Raw genomic sequence first — 25,552 nt, 5'->3', positions numbered from 1 at the left:
ATGAATACCATTTTTCAATTTGAATTAAAACACAGTTCCAAACATTGGGTTATTATTCTATTTGCTTTGGCACTTATAGGTGTTGGCCTTTTTTGTGGACTAAAATTTAATCTAACGGTTGGTGAAGGCATATATCTCAACTCGCCATATACCATTGGTTTTATGATGGGAATGTTAAGTCTGGTGATTCTGTTTTTTGCTATTCCGTTTTCTAGTCAACTCTTATTTAAAGAATGGGACTCCAAATTTGATGTGCTGTTTTTTGCACTTCCATTTTCAAAAGTGACGTATTTAAAAGGTAAGTTTTGGTTTCTTTTTTTAAAGACATTTTTATGTTTTACATTCTTGATTTTAGGTTTTGTTATTGGGCAGAATTTACGCGTTGGAGACGAAATGCAAGCTGGTTTCAATTTGTGGCATTATTTGTATCCTCTTTTAATTTTCGGATTTCTTAATTGCTTTTCTGTATGTAGTTTTTTATTTTTCATTGCTTATGCAACTCGAAAAAAATTGTTAGTAGTTGTTGGAGGCTTGTTACTTTACGTATTATATATGGTGCTTTTGGTGTTTTCAAATTCGCCATTTATGTCTAACAGTTTGCCACAGTCGCTAGCTGTGCAACAACTTTCTGCATTGCTAGATCCTTTTGGTATTTCAGCATATTTTTATGAAGCAAGAACATTTTCGGTACAAGATAGAAATGCATCTATTGTGTCTTTGTCAAATCTACTTTTAATAAATAGATTGTTGGTTGTTTACGTTTCAGGATTCTTTTTATGGATGAGTTATCGGTTATTTTCATTTTCTTTAAATAGAGGAAAAGGCACTAGTGAAAAATTAAAATTAAATCCAAAAAATTCTATAATTCAACTAGATAAAAATGTCATTTCAAAATTATATTTTGATGCATCGGCAAGTTTAAAATCGGTAATTTCTTTTGCCAAAATAGATTTGATTTATCTCTTTAAAAGTATTACCATAGTTGCTGTTTCCTTATTATTGCTATTTTATGTTGGTATGGAAATGTATGCCGAAATAGATAAAGGCATCAGGCTACCTGAAAAATATGCAAGTTCGGGACTTTTGGCAACTGTAATCATTAAAAACTTTCATTTTCTTGGGATGCTGATTTTGACGTATTTTATAAACGATTTGTATTGGCGAAGTCAAACTTCAGATTTTGAATTTATAGAAAAAAGTACCTATTTTTCAAAAAATAAACTGAAAGGTCATTTAGTTTCTATAACTATTTTAATTGGGTTTTTTACGTTGCTTTTAGTAGCGGAAGCTATCGTTTTTCAATTCATTTATAACTATCCAACAATTGATTTTAAGGCTTATTTTGGTGTGTTCATTTTTAATACCTTTCCGTTGTTGTTATTTTCGGCTTTTGCATTATTGACTAATGCTGTTTTTAAAAATCGCTTTGTTAGTTTAGGTGTATCCACCATTGCTGTACTTGTTTTTACTACACCAATTTTTAAAATGATTTTGCCTTATCCATTATTACAAATATTTTCAGGTTTTAAAGGTGGATATAGCGATTTTAACGGATTTGGAATATACATTTTTGCCTTTTTTCAACGCTTACTATTTGGTGCTAGTGTTATTGCTTTACTTTGGTTACTAAATGGACTTATAAAGACAAAAGTGTGGTATTACAAGAAGTCTATTTCGGTTATTATTATAGTCATTTTGGGAGTTTTTACTGGCATCTATTTTATGAATGGTTATCTGCCAAAAAATGAAACTAAAACTAATGCGGAAGCTGTAAACTATGAAAAAATATACAGCAGTTTTAAACTTTTAGAACAACCAACCATTACAGATGTTACTACAGAAATTGATTTGTTTCCTTCTAACAATGCTTATAAAATTCAAGGAAAATATCTATTGAAAAATCTAACTGATAGTCCGATTGAAAAAATATTAATCAACTTTCATCCAGATTTAAAAATTGAAAATGCAGTATTTACGAGCCCAAATGAAAACTTGAAAATTGATGCTTTTACAACCGAAATTAAATTAAAGAAACCTTTACAACCCAATGAAGAAGCTACTGTAAACTTTAAATTATCTTACAAATGGTTTGCAGTAAATGGTCATCAATCGTTTAATGCTATCATCAACAATGGTTCGTTTATGCGCATTAGTAATTACTTTCCAACCATTGGTTATGATACCTATTTTGAATTGGACAATCCACAAAAACGAGACGAATTTCAGTTAGATAAAATTTCAGAATTAAAAAAAATAGAAGCACCAGAAGTTTTTAAAAATGACTTTATTAATTTAAAAATGACCGTTTCTACCAGCAACAATCAAACTGCAATTGGTACAGGAGATTTAATAAAGAAGTGGTCTGCAAAAAATAGAAATTACTTTGAGTATCAAGCAAAATATATTCCGTTTCGTTTTGCTGTGTCTTCTGCAGAATATCAACAAAAATCTACTGTTTATAAAGGTATTGATATTACTATTTATTATACTGAAAATCATTTTGAAAATGTAGATCATCTCATCAATAATGCAAAAATCACATTAGATTATTGTATCGAAAACTTTGGAGCTTATCCTTTTAACAGTATAAATTTTGCTGAGGTATCATCGTTCACAAGTGGTTTTGCTGCTACTGCATATCCTTCTGCTATATTTATGACGGAGGATATGATTTTCCATACCAATATTCAAAGTGATAAAAAGCAAGACGTCATTAATGAGTTGGCAGGACACGAGCTTTCGCATTTATGGTGGGGAAATAACCAAATAAATCCAGATGAAAGAGAAGGTGCTCAAATGCTTACTGAGACTTTGGCGATGTACACAGAAATGATGTTGTATAAAAAAATGTATGGAAAGGAAGCAATGATGGAACGATTAAAAATTCATCAGCAAATTTATGATAACGAAAAAGGCTATTATGAAAATCAACCACTTTACAAAGTAAAATATGGAAATTCTCACATAGCCTACTCAAAAGGCGCCATTGTTATGGTAAAATTGAGTAATTTAATTGGGGAAGATCAAGTAAACAAAGCGCTTAAAAATTTTCTGATAAACAATGCTTATCCTAAAAAGTCAACGTCTTTGGATTTACTTGATGAAATTTACAAGGTTTCGATAGATGAAAATAGTAGAGCTAAAATTGATAAACTGTTTAAAAGTATCTTACTAGAAAATTAATAAAAGGTGTTCTTAAAAGATCTTAAATCAATAATAAAACTAACACCAATAACGTATACAACTCATAACTTACTAACTGTTTAACAAAAATTAAGGAGTATTTACAAGTCCGTAGTCGGTAATTAGAGCAAAAAATCAATAAATGAATATTAAGTTTAAACAAATTGATATTAAAGACAAAAAATTAGTCCTGAACTTATTTAAGGAAACCGCAGAGAAAATAAACAAGATGAATATTAACCATTGGCAATATTGGAAAAATCCACCCCAAGAAAAAATAAAATGGGTTGAGGAAGGAATTCAAAATAATGAGTTCTTTTTTATCGATAATCTGAAAGGTAATAATATAGGGATGGTTAGAATTTTAAATGAAGATTTGTTGTATTGGGGGAAACAAAATGAAAAAGCAATATATATACATTCTTTAGTGATTAAGGAAGAATATAACGGAAAAGGAATTGGAAGTAAAGTGCTTGAAAAAATTGCAAGCAATGCAAAAAATTTTAATTGTAAATTTTTAAGACTTTATGCCGATTCGAAAAACCGAGGACTTTGTAGTTATTACGAAAATATAGGTTATAAGAAAGTTGGAATGAAGAAATTACCTTTATCAATTAATAATCTTTACGAAAAGGAATTATAATAACTACCGCCAACACCGTGTATAATTAATGGCTTGTTCTCGCATACTTACGAAAATATTCGTAGATTTTCTATTTGGTTTTTATTTGCTAAATTATGTGCTTAAAAACGCCACTAATCATACACAATAACGTTGGGTGTAATTTAAAAACGAGATAAATTTGGAGTTTTTACCAAAAATTGGTAAATTTGAGTAAATTTATTAAATATGAAAAATACATCAATATCACTCGGGAATTATTTTGACCAGTTTGTAAGTTCACAGGTTACTGTTGGAAGATATAAAAATGTGAGTGAAGTAATTCGTGCAGGACTCCGACTCTTAGAAGACGAAGAAAGTAAGGTAATTGCTTTAAGAAATGCTATCCAAGAAGGACTGAACAGCCCAATAGTTGAAAACTTTGACTTCGAAGAAAACTTAAAGAAATTAAAGTCTGAAAAACGAAAGAATGTTTAAAATTTCGTTTAGACAAAAAGCAAATGAAGACCTAAATAACATATGGAATTATACTTATGAAAACTGGTCTGAAATTCAAGCAGATAAATATTATGCGACAATTAAATTTGCTTGTTTAGAAATCGGAAAGAACCCTGATTTAGGAAAAGTTTACAACGGAATAAATAGAAATTTACTAGGATTAAAATCTGAAAAACATATAATATTTTATTCTTCAACTTCTAAGAATGAAATTGAAATTATTAGAATATTACACGAAAGAATGGATTTAAAAAATAGACTGACAGAATAAAAACTACACCCAACAAAGAACTGAGCTAAAAAACAACTATTTTCTTCGTTAAATTTATTCAATATTATTTTAGGCTCAAAATGCTTTTACTTGGTATTTTGAGCTTTATTTTTTCTGATTAGATATCAAATTTATTAAAAGACAAACTTAAGCCGTATATAATTTATTGCTGGCTTCTCGCCTACTTACGAAAGTCCTCGCGGACTTTCTATCTGTGATTTATTTGCTAACTTTAGTGCTTAAAACACACAACTAATCATACACAAAACCGTTGCCATTCATTGACGAAATGAACTTTCCTGAAATAGGTTGACTAAAAATTAAGCAATTAATTACAGTCACTTATGAAAACAAAAAATGAACACTGGCGAAAAAAAAGCTATCAAAAAGTAACTTTAGAAACCAAACTTTTAGTCGTTGACCAAATTCTTAACGGACAACTATCCAATAACCAAGCTTCAAAAAAATATGATGTTCCTAGAACAACCATTACCTATTGGTTAAGAAAATACAGTACCTTAGTACAACAAAATACAGGTATGAGTAAAAACGATGAAATTAAAAAGCTAAAGGAAAAGATTGAAGAACTTGAGTTTCAAAAAGACTTCCAACAGGACATTATCGCTGATATGGAACTTATTACAGGCGTTGATATGTCAAAAAAGTCATTACCCAAAACATTAGCAAAAGAGATAGAGCTAAAGAAAAAGGCACGTATAAAAGAAAGTGGCTTTATGGATGTTTTGGGGTTAGCAAACAAGCCTTCTACAAAAGACTCAAAGTACAACGAAAACAAGAAGTAGACCATCAAAAACTAATCAAATTAGTTAAGCAATACCGCAAAAAAGTAGGTTCTAAAACTGGTGGAATAAAACTTTATGCTGAGCTTAAAAAAGACTTTATAAACGCTGATATTAAGATAGGTAGAGACAAATTCTATCGATTCCTCAGACTTAATAATCTTTTGATTCCTAAAACTAAAAATTACATCACAACGACAAACTCAAACCACATGTACAAAAAATATAAAAACCTGGTTAAAGACCACGTGCCTACTCGACCTGAACAACTTTGGGTAAGCGATATTACATACATTAAAACCGAGAATGGACATAATTACCTCGCCTTAGTAACAGATGCCTATTCTAAGCAAATTATGGGGTATAAAATAGATAACCATATGAGAACATCGCTTTGCAGTGATGCGCTTGCTATGGCTATTAAAAACAGAAAGTATCACAATCAAAAAATTATTCATCATTCGGATAGAGGTTTTCAATACTGTAACCCTAAATACACAGCATTTGCTGAAGAAAATGGAATTATAATAAGTATGACTGAACAATACGATCCCTATGAAAACGCTGTAGCTGAACGAATTAATAGAACTTTGAAATATGAATATGGTTTAAAACAAAACATTAAAAACACTGAATTAGCACAAAAAATGACAGATCAAGCCGTCTATATTTATAACAATTTGAGAACTCATTTTAGCATAGATCTCAGAAAACCTGCTGAAGTCCATCTAAATCCTAACATCAAATACAAATCCTATCGAAAAAATAATGTAAATTTACCTGAACTTAAGATTTAACAACAGAACTAGTTCAAACTATTTTTTGCCTTCTAAACGGCTAAAAAAAATTGTTTGAACGGTATAAATTAAACTAAAAAAAGGTCAACCTATATCAGTATAATACAAACCACTCCTCCATTCAATAACTTAACGCAACAAATCTAAATTTATAGATTTGTAAAATGGAAATAAAAAAACATAGACGATTAACTTTGAAAGAAAGAGTGATTATTCAGACTCTTTTAAATGAAGAAAAGTCTAAATCTTATATAGCAATTAAACTCAATAGATCTCGTTCAACTATCGGTAGAGAAGTGAATAAATGGGTGCAAAAAAAAGAACATAAATATCATGCTGAACTTGCTCATTGGTGTGCTAAAGAAGATTATTTAAACAAGAGAAATTTAGATAAAATAAGCACTTATTCTTTACTCAAATTTTTTGTCTACAAAGGACTTTTATCAAACTGGACTCCTGAACAAATTTCTGGAAGATTAAAAGAGTTGTATCCTAATAATCTAATAATGTCTATTTCACACGAAGCTATTTATAGACACATTTATACTAGACCACAAGCTCGTTTAAATAAAAAACTAATCAAAAACTATTAGTACGTAAAAAAACAAGACGTAGAACTCCTAAAAAAAGACGTGGTGGTGGAAGTAAAATTATAAATCAAGTCAGCATTGACAACAGACCACAACATATTGAACTTAGAAATGAAGTGGGACATTGGGAAGGAGATTTAGTTATTGGAAAAAATCATAAAAGTGCTATTGGAACTATTGTAGAACGCAAAACTAGATTTACTTTAATAGTAAAATTAGAGTCTAAAAAAGCAGGTGAAGTAGCTAATGAGTTTTCTAAAATATTAAACAAATTAAATCCTATTTATAAAAAATCAATAACATATGATAACGGAATTGAAATGGCGAGACACGAAATAATTACTAAAAATACAGGTATGAAAATATACTTTGCACATCCATATTCTTCCTGGGAAAGAGGAACAAATGAAAATACAAATGGACTCATTAGAAGGTATCTCCCAAAAGGAACAAACTTCAATGAAATTGACATAAATAAACTCCAAACTATTCAAGAAAAATTGAACAACAGACCAAGAAAAATTATAGGATATAAAACTCCAAAAGAAATGATGGATTTAGAACTTAAATTTGTAGCTTAGTAACATCAAAAAACATAAACGCTTTGTTGCGTTAGAACATTGAATCCAAGAAATCGCATATTTAATTTAATTGAACTATTTTTTGTATTTTTGGTACATATATAATTTACAAGAGATAAAATGTCCCAAATCAATAAACTTGCAAAACTTCCACCAAAAAGAGAAAAAGTAGAAACTATTGAAATTCTTCGTCAATTGAGTAAATCCTCAAATTCGTTAGGAGAATTAAAAGGAATTGCTAAAACTATTCCTAATCAAGAAATGTTGATCAATGCTGTTGTCTTACAAGAAGCTAAAGATAGTTCGGAAATAGAAAATATTATTACGACACAAGATGAATTATATAAAGCTTTAGCTACAAACACAAAACAACCAACTCAAGTTAAAGAAGTTATAAATTATAGAAGTGCTATTTTTTCTGGTTTTGAATTAATTCAGAAACAAGGATTTTTAAAATTAAAAGATATCGAAACTATTCAAAAAACCATTATCGAAAATAATGCTGGAATTCGCTCAATGGCTGGAACTGTGCTAAAAAACGATAAAACTGGAGAAATTGTCTATACACCACCACAAGAAAAAGACGAAATCTTAGATTTATTAGGCAATTTCTTAGAACATTTTAATGTTAAACAAAACGATTTAAATCCGCTAATTAATTTAGCTATTTTACACTATCAGTTTGAAAGTATTCATCCTTTTTATGACGGAAATGGAAGAGCAGGAAGAATACTAAATATTTTATACCTAATCATAAACGACCTTTTAGATATTCCTATTTTATATTTAAGTTCATATATCAACGAAAATAAAGCAGATTATTATCGTTTACTAAATACAGTTAACAGTAAAGACGAGTGGTCTGAATATATAATTTATATGCTAAAGGCTGTTGAAGTAACGTCAAATAGAACCATTGAGAAAATAAATTCAATTAAAATATTATTGGATCAAACTATAATATTTGCACAAGAAAAAGAACCTAAAATTTACAGAAAAGAATTAATTGAATTACTCTTTGAACAACCTTATTCGAAAATAGAATTTGTTGTAGAAAAATTAAACGTAGAAAGAAAAGCGGCTTCACGATATTTAAAAAAAATGGAAGGAATTGGAATATTAACTTCTCAAAAAATCGGAAGAGAAAGCGTTTATGTAAATACAAAATTGATAGAAATATTGAAAAAGCACTAAGTACAACAAAGAACTGAGCTAAAAAACAACTATTTTCTTCGTTAAATTTATTCAATATTATTTTAGGCTCAAAATGCTTTTACTTGGTATTTTGAGCTTTATTTTTTTTTTTAACTTATTTATTTAGACAAAACAGAAACATAAGTTTCATCATATGCTAATCCAGATTTGGCAATCGCAAAACTCTGTTTTAACAACTTATTAGAAACTGCAATTAATGCCAATTTCTTACTCTTACCTTTGTTTACAATTCGCTCATAAATTTCTCTACAGCCTTTATTATGTTTACAAGCTGTAAATGAACACAAAAACAAAAGGTTTCGTAGCTTTCTATTACCAACCTTACTAATTCTTGCTCTTCCCCTTACACTACTCCCAGATTCTCTTATTGTTGGTGTGATTCCTATATAACTACAAAGTTGAGAAGCTGTTTCAAACTTTTTAAAACCATCTGTTACCACAATTAAAAACAATGCTGTCTTTAATCCTATTCCTGGAATACTTGTTAAAAGAGTTAATTGAACTTGTTGTTCTTGCTTTACTAAAGTAAGTAACTTTTCTTCTATACCTTTAATCTCTCTTTCTAAATGCTTTTTAACACGAATTAACGAGCGATAAACCCATTTTGATGGAATCCCTAAGACTTCTTCTCCATGAATTTTATTCTTGGTAGCTGTTCGTTTTTTTATTAAACTATCTAACCATCTAAAGAGTTGTAAACATTCACTTTGAACTTCTGTAAGAGCATTATATAATGGAACTTCGTTTATCTTTCCATAATCACAAATTGCTTTGGCATCACTTTTATCTGTTTTAACTTTTGCCAATTTCATTTGAATGAAACGCTTTATTGATAATGGATTGACAACAGAGACAATAACACTTTGCTTGTATAAAAACTGAGCTAATCTGTAATGATAATAACCTGTGGCTTCCATAATTACTAATGAATTTTTAGGAAGTCTTTTTAAAAAAAACTTAAATCCAGATACATCATTTTTAAATTGATTATGACCACTTTTACTTCCATAAACATCAAACACATCTTTGCTAATGTCAACTCCAAAAATTTCCTTATATTTATTCATAAAAACTGATTTATGAAAGAATAACCTACCAGGACTCACAACAACTTGAAAACGAGATCTAGGTCTCACAGAACTGAACGTGATTTATAGTAGAAAAGAGAGAGGATTACCAATGTTGTCGAAGTCGAAAGCTTCACCGTATATATTAACCTTAATTCTCTCTTTTATTCTTTCTGATTAGATATCAAATTTATTAAAAGACAAACTTAAGCCGTATAAACTTTATTGCTAGTTATAGCTCACTTGAGAAATTCCTCCGGAATTTCGCCGTTTGTGATTAATCTATTAAATTAGTTGCTTGAAACACGCAACTAATCTTACACAACAACGTTCGAAAAATCTATCGATTTTTTAGTCCATTAAAGGTTTTTGTGGTTTAAGGTATTTTCTCCTAGCATTCATCCCCAAAAAAAATGAAATTTAACTTTGATGAAAACTTCAATTTTATACGTAATTTTGCAAACGAATTATGAATATTATTTCTAAAGACATACAAAAAGCAATACAGTTGCTAACAAAAGAAGAATTGGTTGCAATACCTACTGAAACAGTATATGGTTTAGCTGGTAATATTTTCAGCGAAAAAGCCATTAAAAGTATATTTTCAACTAAGAAAAGACCATTTTTCAACCCTTTAATTGTACATATTCCTTCAGTTGAATCTTTAAAAGATATTATAACTCATGTACCTAAAAAAGCAAAATTATTAGCAGATGCTTTTTGGCCAGGATCTATGACTTTAGTTTTAAAAAAGAATGCTAAAATACCAGATTTAATTACTGCAGGAAAAGGTACAGTTGCAGTTCGTGTTCCTAATCATCCTCTAACTTTAGAGTTATTAAAACAATTACCATTTCCTTTGGCTGCGCCAAGTGCAAATCCTTTTGGAAGTATAAGTCCAACAAAACCAGAACATGTAGAACGTTATTTTAAAAATGATATTCAAATGGTTTTAGATGGAGGTTCTTGTAAAAACGGAATTGAATCTACCATTATTGGCTTTGAAAACGATAAACCTATAATTTACAGATTAGGAGCTTTAGCACTTGAAGATATTGAAGCTGTAGTTGGGAAGATTTCCATCAAAAATAAGAAAGAAGAAAGCCCTGATGCTCCAGGGATGTTAGCAAGACATTATGCTCCTTCAACCCGTACTTTTTTAGTTGATAATGTTGCTGATGAAGTTAAAAAACATCTAGGTAAAAAAATTGGTGTTCTAGTATTTAAAAATTCTTTAAATGATACTTCTTTAACCGAAATAAGATTATCAGAAAAAGGTTCTATGCAAGAAGCTGCCTCAAAATTATACGATTCTTTACACGAATTAGATCATCAGAAATTAGATGTAATTATTGCAGAAAGATTTCCTGAATTTGGTTTAGGAAAATCTATTAATGATCGATTACAACGTGCAACCTTTAGCTTATAAACAAATACAGGAAAAAAATATTTTTAAAACATCAATTTTCCTGTAATTATTTCTTCTGTTAGTTTTTAACAATAAAACTGGTTAAATTTTAGTTGTCAGATTTTACTGGTACATCGTCTATATCTGTGTTACCATAAGAAAACCCTCCTTGTCCATTCCAACTATTATCAATAGCCATATGAGCAGAAAATTTACTTAAATAAGAACCAATTGCTGGTGGTGGTACGGATTGTACATACTCTCCTTCTAAACTAACAATTTTGGTTACCTTTCCAAAACCTGTAGCTCTAATTTGGCCTTTTACTTGGGCAACTATTTTACTATTTGGGCCTGAAATTGCTTGTGTAACTTCTACTGTTCCAGATACACTATTTGCTGCTGGCACTACTACTAAAGAGAAATGTGCAATTGGAGCTCCAGGCATTCCAACGTTGCCAATAGTTCCTTTTGTTAAATATGCTCCTGCTAATGCTGATGAATTTTCCATTATTTTAAATTTTATTTTTACCCTACTCTATTTAAAGGTTTTTCGGTTTCACCTCTTATAATTATTAAATTACGGCCGTACAATTAATAATTACCCTACAAACCTATAAAAATAAATTGCTGATTTTCATCGTATTAACACCTGTTTTAAGAAACCAGTACAAGCATACAAGTAAAAACAATTGTTTCATTATTCTTTTTAATTATTCGCTTTACATCTATCTTTGTAAACCATATAGCTAACACAATCCAAATTGATCTTTAAACATTTTATCAAATTTTCTAGTCCAATAAAAGACATTGAACTTCCAAAGAAGTTTACTTTCCCTTTTTATTATGAGCCTCATCCTTTGGCTAAAATTGCTGCAGAAGAAGTTCAAGGATATTTAGAAAACCAATCTGATTTTAAACATAATTTTGGACTTTCGGATAAAGAAACCTCATTAGCAATTGGTAAAATGTTTGGAGTTTTAGTTGTTAAAAACCAACAAAATGAGATTGGTTATTTAGCTTCATTTTCAGGAAAATTAGCTGATAATAGTTTCCCAGAAAAATTTGTTCCACCAGTATTTAATATGAGATCAAATGGTAGTTTTTATCTTGAAGGAGAAGAAGAAATTAACCAAATAAACAAAAGATTATCTCAAATAAAAAAAGATGAAACATACTTATATTTAAAGAAGTCTTTAAAGACACTATCAAAAAAAATTGATGACGATTTAACTTTGGAAAGAGAAAAATTGAAATTTAAAAAAAAGATAGAAAAACTAGAAAGAAAACTGGAATTTCAACCTTAAATGATTCTGACTTAAATAAACTAAATGAAAAGTTAGTTCAAGAAAGTTTCAACAACCAGTTTTATTATAAAGAACTTCAAGAATATTATAAAGATAAAATTGCTAAAAAGAAAAAAGAGTTAGCCGTTTTTGAAAATGAAATTAAATCACTAAAGAAAAGAAGAACAGAGAAATCTAATTATTTACAACAGACACTTTTTAAAAATTACGCATTCTTAAATCAAAAAAAAGAGCAAAAAAACTTATTAGATATTTTTAATAATCCTGATATAAAACCACCTGCTGGTTCTGGTGAATGTTCTGCTCCTAAATTATTGCAATATGCTTTTTTAAATAATTTAAAACCCATTTGTATGGCAGAATTTTGGTGGGGAATTTCACCAAATTCAGCAATTAGAAAACATAAAAACTATTATCCTGCTTGCCAAGGAAGATGTAAACCCATTTTATCTCATATGTTAGATGGTATAAAAATGGATGACAATTTATTATTAGAAAATTTAGCTGAAAAACAAGAGTTAGAAATCATTTTTGAAGACGATGTTTTATTAGTTATAAACAAACCAGCTGAGTTTTTATCAGTTCCAGGAAAAAACATTTCAGATTCTGTTTACACAAGGATTAAAGAGAAATATCCTGAAGCTACAGGACCTTTAATTGTGCATCGTTTAGATATGTCTACTTCAGGAATTTTATTGTTAACCAAAAATAAAGAAGCAAATAAAATTTTACAAAGTCAGTTTATAAAAAGAACCATTAAAAAGCGTTATGTTGCTTTATTAGATGGAGATTTGTCTAAAAACATCGGGGAAATAAAACTTCCTTTACGTGTAGATTTAGATGACAGACCAAGACAATTAGTAGATTTCGAGTATGGTAAAAATGCTGAAACACATTGGAAAGTCATAAAAAAAGAAAATGGTAAAACTAAAGTTTATTTTTATCCAATTACAGGAAGAACGCATCAATTACGAGTACATGCTGCTCATAAAAACGGGTTAAATATGCCTATTGTTGGTGATGATTTGTATGGAAAAAAAGAAAACAGATTGCATTTACATGCAGAATTTATTGAGTTTTCGCATCCATCAACAAATAAAATAATGAATTTTACAGTTGCTCCTGATTTTTAAAAAAATAAAAATCCAATTCCTAAGGAAATACTATCTAATCTGTTATTTTCAAAACCAATAATTCCTTTTCTATGAAAATCTAATCTAAAAATTGTATTCCATCTTGCTGATCCTGCAACCTGAGTTCCTAATCCTATTCTATAATAATTTCCATCTGGGTAATTTACTGAAGGTCGCCACATTTTACCATAACTTACTTCTGTAAAAAAATTATCTCCTTGATCTTCAGTTATATTATATTTTAAACTAAAATAAGTTGGAAACGCACTTACAGCATAGTTCCAATGATAATCAAAACCACCATTTACACTTAAAGCAACTCTTTTTTTAAACTCATAACCAAATCCCATTCTAAAAAAAATAGCATTTGGCACCAAAAATGGTTCACCATCATCTGGATCTAAGGTATAATGCTCATTTATAGATAAAGTTACATTTCCTGAACCTGTAAAAAATGGTTTTCCTAATTTTTCTTGAGAGAATGAAGTTTGCGTTGCTAAAAAAAGCAACATTATTGGTAGTAGTTTTTTCATATTATAGCTTTGGGTTGCCACAATTGAATCAAAAATTGTTCCTTTTCTTAAGAATTGAAAAAAATTAACTTTTTAAAATCTCTAAAAAAGTTTCTCTTGCTACTTCTTTTGCACCCAAACTTGCTAAATGTTCGTTATAAATTTGACAATCTATTAATGAATAATCTTTATTTTTAGCTAAATGAATAAATGCTAATTTTGAAGCATTAGAAATTTTACTAAACATACTTTCTCCACAGAAAATATTATTTATTTCTAATCCATACAAACCACCAACTAATTCTTCGTTTTTCCAAACTTCTATAGATTTTGCGACTCCTTTTTTATGTAAGTTAATATAGGCTTGCTCCATATCATCAGTTATCCAAGTTCCAAAACCATCACTTCTTTCAACGTTTTTACAATTATAGATTACTTCTTCAAAGGCCTTGTTTTCAGTAATTATAAATTCATTTTTATTGATGACTTTTTTCATCGATTTAGAGACTTTAATTTCATCAGGAAATAAAACCATTCTCTCATGAGGACAATACCAAACTATTGGCTCTCCTTCAGAAAACCATGGAAAAATTCCATTTTTGTAAGCATAGATTAATCGTTCTTCAGATAAATCTCCACCTAAAGCAATAATACCATCATCTGTAGTAAATGTATATGATGGAAATTCAATTTTATCTGTTAGCCAAATCATTTTGTAAAAGTAGTTAACAAAAAAACCTCATCAAAAATTGACAAGGCTTTTTCTTAGAAAAGGTAGGTGCAATATTTTAATGTTGAATAATTATTTTTTTAGATTGTTTCTCTTGCTTAGGGCTTAGTATATGAACAATATATAGTCCGTTTGCAAATCTTGAAGTATCAATCGTTAATTCTTTTTGAGACGTTTTAATTTTTTGAGTAGTTATTACTTTACCGTTTAAGCTTATTACCTTTACACTAGTAACATTATCATTTATATTACTTAAGTGCAGCGTGTTATTTGTTGGATTTGGATATACTAAAGTATTTAATTGCTGAACATTATCTACAGATAAAGTTTTAGTTTTATAGAACTCAATTTCTTTTATTGTATTCCAATCACTTGGTCTTGCTGGTTGACCATAACCAATTATTTTCACATATTTTACAGCAGAAATTACTGTTGGTAAAATAAATGCTTTAAATTCTCCTGTAGAATTACTTGTTAAATTTCCATCTGTATTTCCTTCATTGGGAAACGCATTAGAAAAACTAGCTTCTGCAGTATCTGTTGTAGAAACCCAAATTTGAAACTCATACGTTTTTCCACTTGTAGTTGCAAAATCAACTAAAGCTAAATCAAAAGTGCCTCCTAAATTATAAACAATTTCTCCTGGAACTCCATTTCCAGACCATTGTGTATCAAAATCTTTATCCAAACTATGTATAGCTACATTATTTTTATCATTATCTGGGTCTATTTCTTCATGAAAAACAGATGCTACAGTAACATTGTCTGTTGCAGTATCATCATTAATTAAAGTAAATGTAGACCTTGGATCTGCAGCTGCTTGTGTTATATTTAACAACCTGGTTAAATCTCCTCCAGTAATTGTTACTTTACCTGTACGTTCTGTAAATTCAATATTTGCAGTAACTGTAATATCAAAAGAACCATTATTAGAACCTGAACTTGGTGTTACTGTTACCCAATCACGATCATCTGTAACTGACCAATCTACATTTGCTGTAACTGTAACTGTTTGTGTCTCTTCTGGAACACCAAAACTTGTTATCGTAGAAATATATAAACTTTCTGAACTATCATCTGTTTCATATGCATTTGGCCCAACATCAGCTGGTTGTAAAGGCATAAATCTTTCTGACTCTGTACTAAAATGATCTGCTCCTGGATTGCTGTTTGTTGGTCTTGTTTGTCCTTCAATATCTATAGTTATTGTTTCGGAAGTAACTGCATTTGCATACGTAGGTGAAGATGCTGATGTTCTCCAAACTGTATAATCATTATAACTTTCTGAAACTAAAAAAGGATTTTCATCTTTAACCATAGATTCTGTAAAAGAAGTGGTAGTTGCATCTACAATTGTAGTAGCACTACCTGTTGGATTAAATAAATTATTCTTCCAAGTAATATCGGTTCCTTGATCATTACCATCTTTAATGGCTACCAATGCATTTTCTGAACCAGTTATTAAGTTATTAGCTATTGTAATATTTTCTAAGTCTTTGCTATACTTACCATTATTGCTAAAACCAATTTCAATTCCATGGCTATTATCTACTAAGGTATTGTATGCAATTAAAACATTTTTTGCAATAAAATGTGCTGATAAATCAGAATTCCCTTCTACTGCATCACCCATTGTAAGAGTAATAGGGGCATCCCATCTTGTACCATTTAAACCCTGCATGTAATTATTAATAATAACATGATCTTTTCCGTAAATTCTAATTCCACCTGTATAAAGAGTGGCGCCATCTGGTGAAGTACTAATTGGTTTATCTCCTCCAAAAAAATAATTTCCTTCTACACGATTTCTATCACCATGTCTTAAAGACAAAGTTCCATAACTTTTTAAGAAAGTGTTATGTCTAATAATATTATCACTAGATTTTACAGATACAATCTCTGGATCTCCATCACAATCTTCAAATAAATTATATTCTACAGTTGTATAACCACTAGATTGTGACATTTCACTCCAACCAACTCTTATTGATTCTTGTTCATTTACAGCTCTTGGACTGTTATTTTTAAAGTAATTATGGTCAATTCTATCATATTGAGATTGATAGAATATTTCAGTATCTTCATCTTCATTCCCATCAACAGTTATATAATGTCCTGGTCTAGATTTATTCTGAAAAATATTATGATCTATTCTATTATTGTGACTTGGCCATTGAAAAGGGTAACTTTTATCATCCCAATAACCACCAATATAAATCCATTTTGCTGTACTGTCGTCATCTGTTTTTAAATTGAAAACATTTCGAGTAATTCTAATATTATTTGAGCCTTCAAACTTTATGATAGTACTTTTGTCTTCACCATCAAAAATAAACCCTTCTAAAGTTATGTACGCAGATTTTCTAAATACAAAACCAGAGCCTCCTGTAAGTGTAACAGCTCCAACAGTTTCTGCTTTTATTATAATAGGGTTTTCCTCTGTTGCCATAATTTCAAATGTTCCACTAAAATCATCATAAGATCCATTTTTAACTATAAATGTACCTCCTTCTGTGGCCGCATTTACAGCGTTTCTTAAATCGGTATCACTTGTATAAAGGGTTTGTGTATATAATTCTGCCTGTATTGTAAGAAGAATTATAAAAGTGAAAAGAAATTGAGCCTTCGAAAAATTTAATTTCTTACTTTTTTTGGGTAAAATTGCAGTTTTTTCATAAAAAATATTTGGATAACCAGATTGGTTAACCAAATATACAAATTAAATTTAATTTATCTATATCTTAAAAGTAGATAATTTGTAGTATTTATAGATTAGAAGTCACTATTTTTGCAAACTATTTCAACAAAAGTTAGATGTCTAAAACGACAAGAAAAAAAAGAATAAAAACTAAAAAAGAGAGAGCTAAGCTAATGCACAGCTACTACTCTAGAACTGGTTTTTATATGTTTATTTGGGAAAGCTTAAAAAAAGCTTTTATCCCAATAGTCTCTGTTGTTATTGGTCTATTTTTGGTAAATAGATATGTATATAATATTAATGAAGGATTAGAGTCTATTACAGAAACGTTTTCTAGACTTGGTATTTTTTCTTTTTTCTTTACTTCCGAAACACTGTTGGGGTTAATTCCTCCAGAAATATTTATTGCTTGGACTAAAAAAACCGCAGAACCAATTTTAAATCTGGCCATACTTGCTACTCTTTCTTATTCTGGAGGCCTACTATCTTACTTTATTGGGAAAATGGTTTTAAGAATAGACTCTGTAAAAACTTATTTAGAAGTAAAAATGGCTAAGCACCTTAAGAACTCTAAAAAGTGGGGTGGTTTCTTAATATTAGTAGGTGCTTTATTACCAGTGCCTTTTTCTATTTCTTGTACTGCTGCTGGTATGATTAAATATCCTTTTAAAAACGTTGTTTTATTTGGATTATTTCGTTTTGCTCGATTTGCAATTTATGCATGGGCAATTTTTAAAGTTGTAGATTAAACTCAGATTAAAAATAATTATATTTGCTAAATGGGATTAACAAATAATGACATTTTAAAAAAATTACGCGTAGCTCATAAATTACGCGATACTGATATTGTAAAAATTTGTGCTTTGGTAGACTTTAAAGTAAGTAAAGCAGAATTAGGTGCTTTATTTAGAAGTGAAGATCACGATAAATATGTAGAATGTGGAGATCAAATTTTACGTAACTTTTTAAACGGATTGGTTATTCATTTACGTGGACCAATGCCAAAAAAGGGAGAAAAAAAATAGTTTCAGATATTTAGACTCTGGGATTATTAGATCTTTAGATTAAAAAAACAAGACAAAATTTTATATAAAAAAAGAGTGTAATTTAAAAATCACACTCTTTTTTTATTTTTATCTAAAATTCTAACTATTAAAAATTCAATAGTCTAGAAAGGTAAATCATCTGGTTCTGCATCAGAAACTTTAGATGCTGGCTGAAATTGATCTACTGGAGGTAAATTACTACTTGATGCAGCTTGAGATAAGTTTTCAATTCTCCATCCTTGAATAGAGTTAAAATATTTAGCTTCACCTTGTGGATTAATCCACTCTCTACCTCTTAAATTGATTGCTACTTTTACATCTTGACCAACAGAATAATTGTTTAACAAATCACATTTGTCTTGTACAAATTCTATCATTATCATTTGTGGATATTGATCATCTGTTGTAACTACTAATTCTCTTTTTCTAAATCCGTTAGCTCCAAAAGTCTGTACGTCTCCAATTAATTTTACTTTACCAATAACTTCCATAATTTCTATTTTAATAAAAGTACTTTCCAAGCACTTTCTACATCATTCTTTTTTAAATACGCTTGCGCAAATGTATGTTTTTTTGTGGGTTCTAATCCAATAAATTCAGGATGTTCTTTACTAAAGTTATTAACAGACTCTTCATTTGGCAATTGTTCTACATTACCTAACATCCCTAAATTGTTACCAGTTAAAACGGTACTATTTCTAATTTCAGCTGGAATTTTATCAATTCCAATCCCCAAAGTAGAAATTGGTTTCGGAATTTCAAAAAACCCATCTCTAGCTCTTGTATAATAGCTTCCTCCTGCTCTTGCTACTAAATCAATTTTGTGTTGATCTATGTTGCCATCATCAGATAAAACATCTTCAGAAATATGTACTTTTACTACTTCACAAACTATTAAATTTCCTGCTCCACCTTTATCACCTGTAAAAATAACATCATTTACTTTACATTCGAATTGCACAGGAGATTCTGCTACTCTAAATGGTTTCACTTCATCTGATGGTAACATTGTAAATCCTGCTTTATCAAACTCATTTACGCCTTCTGGATATTCTGTAGAACTTAAAGACATTTGTTGTACAATATCATAATTTACAACATTTATTACCACTTCTTTTGTAGCCAAAGCATTGTCTAAAGTGTGTTTTGTAGTATTATTTTTAACCCTTCTTGCAGGAGAAAAAATTAATATTGGTGGATTTGCTCCAAAAACATTAAAAAAACTAAAAGGCGATAAATTTGGGTTTCCGTTTTCATCAATTGTACTTGCAAAAGCAATGGGTCTTGGTGCAATTGCACCTAATAAATAACCATGCAATTTTTGAGTAGAAATCTCTTTTGGATTGATAGACAGCATACATAAATTTTTAGATACGTAAATATACTATCAAATCTTTAAACGAGTTATATACTGGAAACCTTTATATTTGTTTTAATGATTATTTTCTCAAACACACTATTATTTAAACGAATTACTATTCTAGTTTCGTTTGTTATTGTTTCCCTTATTCTTTGGAATACTTATACATTCTTTCAAAAATTTAAACATGAAGAAAGAATTAAAATGGAAATTCTGGCTGCTGCACAAAAAGAATTGGGTAATAATGATGATTTGAATGCTAATGTTGATCTACCTTTAAAAATTTTAGAAAACAATAGCAACATTCCTTTAATTTCTGTTGATGAAAACGGTTTAATGGAGTCTCAAAATCTAGATTCTCTTAAATCTTTAGACCCAAAGTACTTAGAAGCACAATTAATAAAAATGAAGGCCGAAAATGAGCCGATTGAAGTTAGTTACAAAGGAAAAAACAAAAAACTTATTTATTATCGTAATTCTGATTTATTAAACAAACTAACCTATTATCCTGTTGCTTTAATTCTTATTTTGTTTCTGTTTTTGAGTGTTATTTATATGTTTTACAATTCTAATAAAGTTGCTGAAACTAATAAACTTTGGACAGGAATGGCAAAAGAAACTGCACATCAAATTGGTACACCTTTGTCTTCTTTATTAGGTTGGATTGCTATTTTAAAAATGGAAAAAGTAGATGATAAATATGTTGAAGAAATAGAAAAAGACGTTAGTAGATTAAATACAATTGCAAATCGATTTTCTAAAATAGGTTCTACACCAGAATTAAAAAAAGAAAATATTGTTACCATCACAAAACAAGCTTTCGATTATTTAGAATCACGTAGTTCTAAGCAAATTTCCTTTTCTTTTTCTACTACTGATGATGAAATTTACACCAAATTAAATACAGAATTATTTGGTTGGGTTATAGAAAACCTCATCAAAAATGCTATTGATGCTATGTTAGGTAAGGGAAAATTGAAACTAAATATAGAAAACACTGCTAAAAAAGTAAAAATCACCATTTCTGATACCGGAAAAGGAATGTCTAAAAAATTATATAAACAGATTTTTAAGCCTGGTTTTACCACAAAAAAACGTGGTTGGGGATTAGGTTTATCGCTTTCTAAACGTATTGTTACAGATTATCATAAAGGAAAAATATTTGTGCAAAAATCTGAAGTTGGGAAAGGAACTACTTTTGAAATTCAATTAGACAGGGTTTAAAATTAGTTTTTTCAACAAAGAGATTTGACCTAAATGATAATAAGCATGCTCTATCATTCCTTCAATATTTCTATAAAAACTTCCGTATTTTTTGTCTACAAAATTACTATTTAAATTTTCTTCTGTTAATTGCTCAATGTGATTAGAGAAAATACTAGCATTTGAAAAAAGACTTTCTTTTAGAGCTATCCATTCTTTTTCATTTTTAATTTCTGGCGCATTAAAACTGTACATATCTCTAATATCTAAATCACCTCCTTCAAAAACATTTATAATTCCATCTAGATAATAGTTTACATGAAAAGTTAGTAATGCTATTGTATTTAAAGAATTAATTTTTTGAGTTGCTTGTTGCCAATTAACGTCAGATAATTGTTGTTTGTAATTTGTATTTGCAATCCAAGTTCCATCTAAAAAAACTTCTTTAAATCTGTCAGAAATTTCTTTTGATTTTTTCATTTACTCAAATTTATCAGCAATATTTTCTGCTAAAGCAACAAACTCTTCATTTGTTAATTGTACTTTGTCTTTAAACTGTATTTCAGACATTTTATTAATCGGAATTAAGTGAACATGTACATGAGGTACTTCTAAACCAATAACACTCATACCTATTCTATTACAAGGAACAGCTTTTTCTAACGCTTTTGCAACTCTGTAAGAAAAATCCATCAAATCTTTATATTCTTCTTTTGATAAATCAAACAATTTGTTTTCTTCCTTTTTTGGAACCACCAAAGTATGACCTTTTGCATTTGGATTGATATCTAAAAAAGCGATATAATTATTGTCTTCTGCAACTTTGTAACAAGGAATTTCTCCGTCTATTATTTTTGTGAATATGCTCATATAAAACAGTTGTTAGTTGTTGGTTTTTAGTTATTAGTAAATATAAAAAAGAATTCGGGTTTTAGCAATGCTAAAAACCCGAATTTATAATTTTAAAGTTCTATTAAGTTTATTGATAATAATAAAAGCTTGTAAACTAGTTTAGCCCTGATTGAACCTTTCGACTTCGCTCAAGACAGGCTTATTGTTTGAGCTCTTTTTGTTTTTCTAACAAAAAAGCGAGTAGTGAAAGCAGGAAATAGCTTCTAAAAAAATTATCTAGAAATATCTATAACTTCAAATTTCATAATTCCATTTGGAACCTGAATTTCTGCAATATCGCCAACTTTTTTACCTAATAAACCTTTACCAATTGGTGAGTTTACAGATAATTTTCCGTTTCTAACATCTGTTTCAGAATCTGCTACTAAAGTGTAAGAAAATTCCATTCCATTGGCTACATTCTTAATTTTTACGATAGAATGAATCAATATTTTAGAAGTATCTAATTGAGATTCATCTAGAATTCTTGCATTTGAAATTACATTCTTTAATTTTGCTATCTTAAATTCTAAATGAGATTGTTCTTCTTTTGCTGCATGGTATTCTGCATTCTCACTTAAATCTCCTTTATCTCTTGCATCTGCAATTTCTGTAGTAACTCTTGGACGTTCAACTTGTTCTAGTTGCAACAATTCATCTTTCAATTTCTTTAATCCTTCTGCTGAATAATATGATATTTCACTCATGATGTTTAAATTTAAAAAATCCCATTACCTAAACAGGAATGAGATTGTCTTACAAATGTACAAAATATTTGTAAATTGCGATCGTTATCAAGATAACAAAGATAATTATGATAAAAAAGTTTGCTATTTTGCTATTCGTCTTCGTCTTATTTTCATGTGAAGACAATACACAAATTAATGATTGTTTTACGGGCGTAAACCTAAATGAAGTTTTAAATACAAGACTACCTGGTTACCAAACTTTAACTATAAATGGTACTAGTAAAACCTATTCAATTAACGGTAGATCTATTTTTATTATAAGAAACAATTCGTCTAACTTTATAGCTTTCGATTTAGAATGCCCAGACAGAAGTTGTAATACACCTTTAGATATTTCAAATTTACCAACTGTAACTTGCTCTTGCCATAATAAAAGCTATAATTATTTAGAAGGCGGAAGGCTCATAGGAGAAGAAGGTTGTGGTATGTTAATGTATACAGTTAACTTAATTGGTAATGATGCTATACAAATAAGAAATTAATTTAGTAGATTAGTTAAATTGAGTTGCTTATTTTTGCTGAAACACAACAATATTCAACGTGAAAAATTATTTTTCTTCAAATTTTAAACTAGGTGTTCTTGGTGGTGGACAATTAGGTAGAATGCTTTTAGCAGAAACGCAAAAGTTCGATATTCATACTTCTATTTTAGATAGTAATAAAAATGCACCTTGTGCAGAAATTTGCAACACATTTGTGGTTGGAGATTTATTAAATTTTGATGCCGTTTATAACTTTGGTAAAACAGTAGATTTGCTAACTATAGAAATCGAAAATGTAAATTTAGATGCTTTAGATAAATTAGAAGACGAAGGTTTAACTATTTACCCAAAACCTAAAGATTTACGAATAATTCAAAGTAAAGCAAGACAGAAAAATTTTTATGTAGATCACCAAATTGCTACTGCAGAATTTTCTCATTATGCTTATCTAGAAGAATTAAAACATTCTTACGAAAATAGTATTATTGATTTTCCTTTTGTTTGGAAAGCTGCTCGTTTTGGTTATGATGGAAATGGTGTGAAAATTGTTAGAAATGTAGAAGATTTAGAATCTTTGCCAAATGTTGAATGTATTACTGAAAAACTGATTCCTTTTAAAAATGAATTGGCAGTAATTGTGGCAAGAAATGCTGATGGTGAAACAAAAACATATCCTGTTGTAGAAATGGAGTTTCACCCAGAAGCCAACCAAGTAGAATATGTTATTTGTCCTGCAAGAATAGACTCTCAAGTAGCAGAAAAAGCTAGAAAATTGGCTTTAAAAGTGGTAAGTGATTTAGATTTTGTTGGTTTATTGGCTGTAGAAATGTTTCAAACTGCAGATGATAAAATCTTAGTTAACGAAGTTGCTCCAAGACCACATAATTCTGGTCATTATTCTATTGAAGCAAGTTATACCAATCAGTTTGAACAGCATTTACGCTCAATTTTAAATCTTCCATTAGGAAATACAGATAGTAAAGTTGCTGGAATTATGGTAAATTTAGTGGGTGAAGAAGGTTTTTCTGGTGATGTAATTTATGAAAATATTGAAGAAATTTTAAGTATTGATGGAGTTACACCTCATATTTATGGCAAAAAAGAAACACGTCCTTTTAGAAAAATGGGACATGTTACTATAGTAAATCATGATATTGATACCGCTAGAAAAGTAGCACAAAAAGTAAAAGAAACAATTAGAGTTATTGCATAGCAATTACTCTAAAGCTGAACTTGATTCAGCTTCTTATAAATAAGAAACAGATTCTGAAACAAGTTCAGAATAAAAAAATAATTATGGTAGGAATAATAATGGGAAGTGATTCTGATCTTCCAATAATGCAAGAAGCAATAGATATTTTAGAGAGTTTTGACATACAAATTGAGGTAGATATTGTTTCTGCTCACAGAACTCCAGAAAAACTAGTTGATTATTCTAAAAACGCACACAAAAGAGGCATTAAAGTAATTATTGCTGGTGCTGGAGGTGCTGCTCATTTACCAGGAATGGTCGCTTCTATGAGTCCTTTGCCTATTATTGGTGTTCCTGTAAAAAGTAGAAATTCTATAGATGGTTGGGATTCTGTTTTGTCAATTTTGCAAATGCCTGGTGGAGTTCCTGTTGCTACTGTAGCTTTAGATGGAGCAAAAAATGCGGGTATTTTAGCAGCTCAAATAATTGGAGCTTCAGACAAATGTGTTTTAGATAAAATTGTTGCTTACAAAGAAGGTTTAAAGTTAAAAGTTGAAAAAGCTTCTGAACGTGTTAGGAAATAATGTTATCTTTAGAGAATGAAAAAGAAATTATATACTGCAATTTTAATTGTAGTTACAACCCTATGTTATTCTCAAGAAAAAAAAGCAGGAAATAGTATTTTTTATGCTGATTTCTTAATTGGTGGCTCTTCAGTTTCTGGTGGAAGTGTAAATGCCGGTTTTTCATTAAATTATCAGCATAATAAAAACTTGCTTACTTTTAAAAGGAGTTTATCAAAAAAATTTGAAGATGATGGCATTTTAGTTTTTTTCTTTCTTCCATTTACAGTTTTAGACACAGGAGTAAACGTTGCAGAAAATTCTTTTTTATATGGAAGACGACACATAAAAAACGGGTTTTCTTATGCTTTTTCTACAGGAATTTCCTTTATAAGATTTAACGAAATAAATAACACAGATCAAGAAATTATTAGTCGCGATAATTTTATTGGTCTTCCTTTAGAGGTTAGTTTTCATTGGTTTGATACAGATAAAGAAGAAATGAAACTCTTTGGTTTATTTCCTATAGGAAAAAAGACTGGATTTGGTATGAGTAGCGGTTTTAAATTGTATGGTACAATATCAAAAAAGTCCTACATAGGAGCAGGACTTGTTTTAGGTTTTGGATATTATAAAAATTACAATTAAATAATAATT

The 25,552-nt window shown here is 29.4% G+C and carries 28 protein-coding genes and 2 pseudogenes; 19 read left to right on the top strand and 11 right to left on the bottom strand.

Annotated elements, in window-relative coordinates; all coding sequences use genetic code 11:
* The 9 genes and pseudogenes from PHEL85_RS12635 (at position 1) to PHEL85_RS12600 (ending at position 8,536) form a co-directional block, all read left to right on the top strand.
* Positions 1 to 3,183, top strand: a complete 3,183-nt coding sequence (locus PHEL85_RS12635) for an ABC transporter permease/M1 family aminopeptidase (protein ID WP_036825507.1) — start codon at positions 1 to 3, stop codon at positions 3,181 to 3,183.
* Positions 3,184 to 3,325: 142 nt separating this feature from the next.
* Positions 3,326 to 3,826, top strand: coding sequence for a GNAT family N-acetyltransferase (locus PHEL85_RS12630; protein ID WP_036825505.1), 501 nt, complete (start codon positions 3,326 to 3,328; stop codon positions 3,824 to 3,826).
* A 207-nt stretch (positions 3,827 to 4,033) separates the two neighbouring features.
* Positions 4,034 to 4,282: a type II toxin-antitoxin system ParD family antitoxin gene (locus tag PHEL85_RS12625; protein WP_036825503.1), complete on the top strand. Its 249-nt coding sequence runs from the start codon at positions 4,034 to 4,036 to the stop codon at positions 4,280 to 4,282.
* On the top strand, positions 4,275 to 4,574 hold the full coding sequence (locus PHEL85_RS12620; RefSeq protein WP_036825501.1) for a type II toxin-antitoxin system RelE/ParE family toxin: 300 nt from the start codon (positions 4,275 to 4,277) through the stop codon (positions 4,572 to 4,574). Before PHEL85_RS12625 ends, PHEL85_RS12620 begins: the two co-directional genes overlap by 8 nt.
* Positions 4,575 to 4,918: 344 nt before the next feature.
* Positions 4,919 to 5,377: a helix-turn-helix domain-containing protein gene (locus PHEL85_RS12615; RefSeq protein ID WP_036825498.1), complete on the top strand. Its 459-nt coding sequence runs from the start codon at positions 4,919 to 4,921 to the stop codon at positions 5,375 to 5,377.
* A pseudogene (locus PHEL85_RS17785) lies at positions 5,335 to 6,171 on the top strand (IS3 family transposase); the annotation flags it as partial. The gene PHEL85_RS12615 and the pseudogene PHEL85_RS17785, both read left to right, overlap by 43 nt.
* Positions 6,172 to 6,335: 164 nt before the next feature.
* Positions 6,336 to 6,764, top strand: a complete 429-nt coding sequence (locus PHEL85_RS17410) for a helix-turn-helix domain-containing protein (protein ID WP_052108563.1) — start codon at positions 6,336 to 6,338, stop codon at positions 6,762 to 6,764.
* Positions 6,765 to 6,775: 11 nt separating this feature from the next.
* Positions 6,776 to 7,342: pseudogene (locus PHEL85_RS17405) on the top strand (IS30 family transposase); the annotation flags it as partial.
* A 120-nt stretch (positions 7,343 to 7,462) separates the two neighbouring features.
* Positions 7,463 to 8,536 (top strand): Fic family protein, encoded by a 1,074-nt coding sequence (locus tag PHEL85_RS12600; protein ID WP_036825491.1) that lies wholly within the window; start codon positions 7,463 to 7,465, stop codon positions 8,534 to 8,536.
* A 119-nt stretch (positions 8,537 to 8,655) separates the two neighbouring features.
* On the opposite strand, the gene PHEL85_RS12595 is transcribed toward PHEL85_RS12600, so the two are convergent.
* Positions 8,656 to 9,624 carry an IS110 family transposase gene (locus PHEL85_RS12595; RefSeq protein WP_081965153.1) on the bottom strand — a complete coding sequence of 323 codons (969 nt, stop codon included), beginning with the start codon at positions 9,622 to 9,624 and terminating at the stop codon, positions 8,656 to 8,658.
* Between the two features lie 469 nt (positions 9,625 to 10,093).
* Here PHEL85_RS12595 and PHEL85_RS12590 point away from each other — a divergent pair, with 469 nt between their 5' ends.
* Entirely contained in the window at positions 10,094 to 11,053 is a 960-nt protein-coding gene (locus PHEL85_RS12590) for an L-threonylcarbamoyladenylate synthase (RefSeq protein ID WP_036825487.1), read from the top strand.
* A gap of 88 nt (positions 11,054 to 11,141) precedes the next feature.
* Here the strand turns inward: PHEL85_RS12590 and PHEL85_RS12585 are convergent, their stop codons facing one another.
* Complete coding sequence (locus tag PHEL85_RS12585) at positions 11,142 to 11,540, bottom strand: DUF1842 domain-containing protein (protein WP_036825485.1); 399 nt, start codon at positions 11,538 to 11,540, stop codon at positions 11,142 to 11,144.
* 253 nt (positions 11,541 to 11,793) lie between these two features.
* Between PHEL85_RS12585 and PHEL85_RS18285 the strand changes: the two genes are divergently transcribed.
* Positions 11,794 to 12,336: a hypothetical protein gene (locus PHEL85_RS18285; RefSeq protein WP_316931380.1), complete on the top strand. Its 543-nt coding sequence runs from the start codon at positions 11,794 to 11,796 to the stop codon at positions 12,334 to 12,336.
* Positions 12,337 to 12,556: 220 nt separating this feature from the next.
* Here the strand turns inward: PHEL85_RS18285 and PHEL85_RS18280 are convergent, their stop codons facing one another.
* Positions 12,557 to 12,685 (bottom strand): hypothetical protein, encoded by a 129-nt coding sequence (locus PHEL85_RS18280; RefSeq protein ID WP_316931379.1) that lies wholly within the window; start codon positions 12,683 to 12,685, stop codon positions 12,557 to 12,559.
* Positions 12,686 to 12,689: 4 nt separating this feature from the next.
* On the opposite strand from PHEL85_RS18280, the gene PHEL85_RS18275 reads away from it, so the two are divergent.
* Positions 12,690 to 13,469 carry an RluA family pseudouridine synthase gene (locus PHEL85_RS18275; RefSeq protein ID WP_316931378.1) on the top strand — a complete coding sequence of 260 codons (780 nt, stop codon included), beginning with the start codon at positions 12,690 to 12,692 and terminating at the stop codon, positions 13,467 to 13,469.
* On the opposite strand, the gene PHEL85_RS12575 is transcribed toward PHEL85_RS18275, so the two are convergent.
* From PHEL85_RS12575 to PHEL85_RS17400, 3 genes are all read right to left on the bottom strand, one after another.
* Complete coding sequence (locus tag PHEL85_RS12575) at positions 13,466 to 14,002, bottom strand: hypothetical protein (RefSeq protein WP_036825482.1); 537 nt, start codon at positions 14,000 to 14,002, stop codon at positions 13,466 to 13,468. The two genes, PHEL85_RS18275 and PHEL85_RS12575, sit on opposite strands and share 4 nt — an antisense overlap.
* A 64-nt stretch (positions 14,003 to 14,066) precedes the next feature.
* Positions 14,067 to 14,693, bottom strand: a complete 627-nt coding sequence (gene aat / locus PHEL85_RS12570) for a leucyl/phenylalanyl-tRNA--protein transferase (RefSeq protein ID WP_036825479.1) — start codon at positions 14,691 to 14,693, stop codon at positions 14,067 to 14,069.
* A 76-nt stretch (positions 14,694 to 14,769) separates the two neighbouring features.
* Positions 14,770 to 17,421, bottom strand: coding sequence for a chondroitinase-B domain-containing protein (locus tag PHEL85_RS17400; protein WP_052108561.1), 2,652 nt, complete (start codon positions 17,419 to 17,421; stop codon positions 14,770 to 14,772).
* Between the two features lie 104 nt (positions 17,422 to 17,525).
* On the opposite strand from PHEL85_RS17400, the gene PHEL85_RS12560 reads away from it, so the two are divergent.
* Complete coding sequence (locus PHEL85_RS12560) at positions 17,526 to 18,158, top strand: YqaA family protein (RefSeq protein WP_036825476.1); 633 nt, start codon at positions 17,526 to 17,528, stop codon at positions 18,156 to 18,158.
* 30 nt (positions 18,159 to 18,188) lie between these two features.
* Complete coding sequence (locus PHEL85_RS12555) at positions 18,189 to 18,434, top strand: DUF1456 family protein (protein ID WP_036825474.1); 246 nt, start codon at positions 18,189 to 18,191, stop codon at positions 18,432 to 18,434.
* 143 nt (positions 18,435 to 18,577) lie between these two features.
* Here the strand turns inward: PHEL85_RS12555 and PHEL85_RS12550 are convergent, their stop codons facing one another.
* Positions 18,578 to 18,946, bottom strand: a complete 369-nt coding sequence (locus tag PHEL85_RS12550) for a DUF3127 domain-containing protein (RefSeq protein WP_036826345.1) — start codon at positions 18,944 to 18,946, stop codon at positions 18,578 to 18,580.
* Positions 18,947 to 18,951: 5 nt separating this feature from the next.
* Positions 18,952 to 19,812 carry a flavin reductase family protein gene (locus PHEL85_RS12545; protein ID WP_036825472.1) on the bottom strand — a complete coding sequence of 287 codons (861 nt, stop codon included), beginning with the start codon at positions 19,810 to 19,812 and terminating at the stop codon, positions 18,952 to 18,954.
* 78 nt (positions 19,813 to 19,890) lie between these two features.
* On the opposite strand from PHEL85_RS12545, the gene PHEL85_RS12540 reads away from it, so the two are divergent.
* On the top strand, positions 19,891 to 21,039 hold the full coding sequence (locus PHEL85_RS12540) for a sensor histidine kinase (RefSeq protein WP_036825469.1): 1,149 nt from the start codon (positions 19,891 to 19,893) through the stop codon (positions 21,037 to 21,039).
* Here the strand turns inward: PHEL85_RS12540 and PHEL85_RS12535 are convergent.
* The 3 genes from PHEL85_RS12535 to greA all read right to left on the bottom strand — a co-directional run bounded on the left by PHEL85_RS12535 (position 21,025) and on the right by greA (position 22,616).
* Positions 21,025 to 21,498 carry a hypothetical protein gene (locus PHEL85_RS12535; protein ID WP_036825466.1) on the bottom strand — a complete coding sequence of 158 codons (474 nt, stop codon included), beginning with the start codon at positions 21,496 to 21,498 and terminating at the stop codon, positions 21,025 to 21,027. The two genes, PHEL85_RS12540 and PHEL85_RS12535, sit on opposite strands and share 15 nt — an antisense overlap.
* Entirely contained in the window at positions 21,499 to 21,888 is a 390-nt protein-coding gene (locus tag PHEL85_RS12530; protein ID WP_036825463.1) for an HIT family protein, read from the bottom strand.
* A 254-nt stretch (positions 21,889 to 22,142) separates the two neighbouring features.
* Positions 22,143 to 22,616, bottom strand: a complete 474-nt coding sequence (gene greA, locus PHEL85_RS12525) for a transcription elongation factor GreA (protein WP_036825460.1) — start codon at positions 22,614 to 22,616, stop codon at positions 22,143 to 22,145.
* A gap of 107 nt (positions 22,617 to 22,723) precedes the next feature.
* Here greA and PHEL85_RS12520 point away from each other — a divergent pair, with 107 nt between their 5' ends.
* The 4 genes from PHEL85_RS12520 (at position 22,724) to PHEL85_RS12505 (ending at position 25,543) form a co-directional block, all read left to right on the top strand.
* A complete protein-coding gene (locus PHEL85_RS12520) occupies positions 22,724 to 23,140 on the top strand; it encodes a Rieske 2Fe-2S domain-containing protein (protein WP_036825457.1) in 417 nt (138 codons plus the stop codon).
* A gap of 58 nt (positions 23,141 to 23,198) precedes the next feature.
* Positions 23,199 to 24,353 (top strand): 5-(carboxyamino)imidazole ribonucleotide synthase, encoded by a 1,155-nt coding sequence (locus PHEL85_RS12515; protein WP_036825455.1) that lies wholly within the window; start codon positions 23,199 to 23,201, stop codon positions 24,351 to 24,353.
* 83 nt (positions 24,354 to 24,436) lie between these two features.
* Positions 24,437 to 24,916 carry a 5-(carboxyamino)imidazole ribonucleotide mutase gene (gene purE, locus PHEL85_RS12510; RefSeq protein WP_036825454.1) on the top strand — a complete coding sequence of 160 codons (480 nt, stop codon included), beginning with the start codon at positions 24,437 to 24,439 and terminating at the stop codon, positions 24,914 to 24,916.
* Between the two features lie 15 nt (positions 24,917 to 24,931).
* Positions 24,932 to 25,543, top strand: a complete 612-nt coding sequence (locus tag PHEL85_RS12505; RefSeq protein ID WP_052108560.1) for a hypothetical protein — start codon at positions 24,932 to 24,934, stop codon at positions 25,541 to 25,543.
* Positions 25,544 to 25,552: the final 9 nt, after the last annotated feature.

Origin of the sequence: Polaribacter sp. Hel1_85 (assembly GCF_000766795.1) — a bacterium.
GTDB lineage: Bacteria > Bacteroidota > Bacteroidia > Flavobacteriales > Flavobacteriaceae > Polaribacter.
The sequence above is the reverse complement of the archived record's forward strand: the minus strand, read 5'-3'. Positions and strand labels throughout refer to the sequence as shown.

Bases quoted from the DNA above. Each gene is read 5' to 3' on its own strand.
- PHEL85_RS12635 (WP_036825507.1), top strand. From the start codon at position 1: ATGAATACCATTTTTCAATTTGAATTAAAACACAGTTCCAAACATTGG.
- PHEL85_RS12630 (WP_036825505.1), top strand. From the start codon at position 3,326: ATGAATATTAAGTTTAAACAAATTGATATTAAAGACAAAAAATTAGTC.
- PHEL85_RS12625 (WP_036825503.1), top strand. From the start codon at position 4,034: ATGAAAAATACATCAATATCACTCGGGAATTATTTTGACCAGTTTGTA.
- PHEL85_RS12620 (WP_036825501.1), top strand. From the start codon at position 4,275: ATGTTTAAAATTTCGTTTAGACAAAAAGCAAATGAAGACCTAAATAAC.
- PHEL85_RS12615 (WP_036825498.1), top strand. From the start codon at position 4,919: ATGAAAACAAAAAATGAACACTGGCGAAAAAAAAGCTATCAAAAAGTA.
- PHEL85_RS17410 (WP_052108563.1), top strand. From the start codon at position 6,336: ATGGAAATAAAAAAACATAGACGATTAACTTTGAAAGAAAGAGTGATT.
- PHEL85_RS12600 (WP_036825491.1), top strand. From the start codon at position 7,463: ATGTCCCAAATCAATAAACTTGCAAAACTTCCACCAAAAAGAGAAAAA.
- PHEL85_RS12595 (WP_081965153.1), bottom strand. From the start codon at position 9,624: ATGAATAAATATAAGGAAATTTTTGGAGTTGACATTAGCAAAGATGTG.
- PHEL85_RS12590 (WP_036825487.1), top strand. From the start codon at position 10,094: ATGAATATTATTTCTAAAGACATACAAAAAGCAATACAGTTGCTAACA.
- PHEL85_RS12585 (WP_036825485.1), bottom strand. From the start codon at position 11,540: ATGGAAAATTCATCAGCATTAGCAGGAGCATATTTAACAAAAGGAACT.
- PHEL85_RS18280 (WP_316931379.1), bottom strand. From the start codon at position 12,685: ATGGGTTTTAAATTATTTAAAAAAGCATATTGCAATAATTTAGGAGCA.
- PHEL85_RS18275 (WP_316931378.1), top strand. From the start codon at position 12,690: ATGGCAGAATTTTGGTGGGGAATTTCACCAAATTCAGCAATTAGAAAA.
- PHEL85_RS12575 (WP_036825482.1), bottom strand. From the start codon at position 14,002: ATGAAAAAACTACTACCAATAATGTTGCTTTTTTTAGCAACGCAAACT.
- aat (WP_036825479.1), bottom strand. From the start codon at position 14,693: ATGATTTGGCTAACAGATAAAATTGAATTTCCATCATATACATTTACT.
- PHEL85_RS12560 (WP_036825476.1), top strand. From the start codon at position 17,526: ATGTCTAAAACGACAAGAAAAAAAAGAATAAAAACTAAAAAAGAGAGA.
- PHEL85_RS12555 (WP_036825474.1), top strand. From the start codon at position 18,189: ATGGGATTAACAAATAATGACATTTTAAAAAAATTACGCGTAGCTCAT.
- PHEL85_RS12550 (WP_036826345.1), bottom strand. From the start codon at position 18,946: ATGGAAGTTATTGGTAAAGTAAAATTAATTGGAGACGTACAGACTTTT.
- PHEL85_RS12545 (WP_036825472.1), bottom strand. From the start codon at position 19,812: ATGCTGTCTATCAATCCAAAAGAGATTTCTACTCAAAAATTGCATGGT.
- PHEL85_RS12540 (WP_036825469.1), top strand. From the start codon at position 19,891: ATGATTATTTTCTCAAACACACTATTATTTAAACGAATTACTATTCTA.
- PHEL85_RS12535 (WP_036825466.1), bottom strand. From the start codon at position 21,498: ATGAAAAAATCAAAAGAAATTTCTGACAGATTTAAAGAAGTTTTTTTA.
- PHEL85_RS12530 (WP_036825463.1), bottom strand. From the start codon at position 21,888: ATGAGCATATTCACAAAAATAATAGACGGAGAAATTCCTTGTTACAAA.
- greA (WP_036825460.1), bottom strand. From the start codon at position 22,616: ATGAGTGAAATATCATATTATTCAGCAGAAGGATTAAAGAAATTGAAA.
- PHEL85_RS12520 (WP_036825457.1), top strand. From the start codon at position 22,724: ATGATAAAAAAGTTTGCTATTTTGCTATTCGTCTTCGTCTTATTTTCA.
- purE (WP_036825454.1), top strand. From the start codon at position 24,437: ATGGTAGGAATAATAATGGGAAGTGATTCTGATCTTCCAATAATGCAA.
- PHEL85_RS12505 (WP_052108560.1), top strand. From the start codon at position 24,932: ATGAAAAAGAAATTATATACTGCAATTTTAATTGTAGTTACAACCCTA.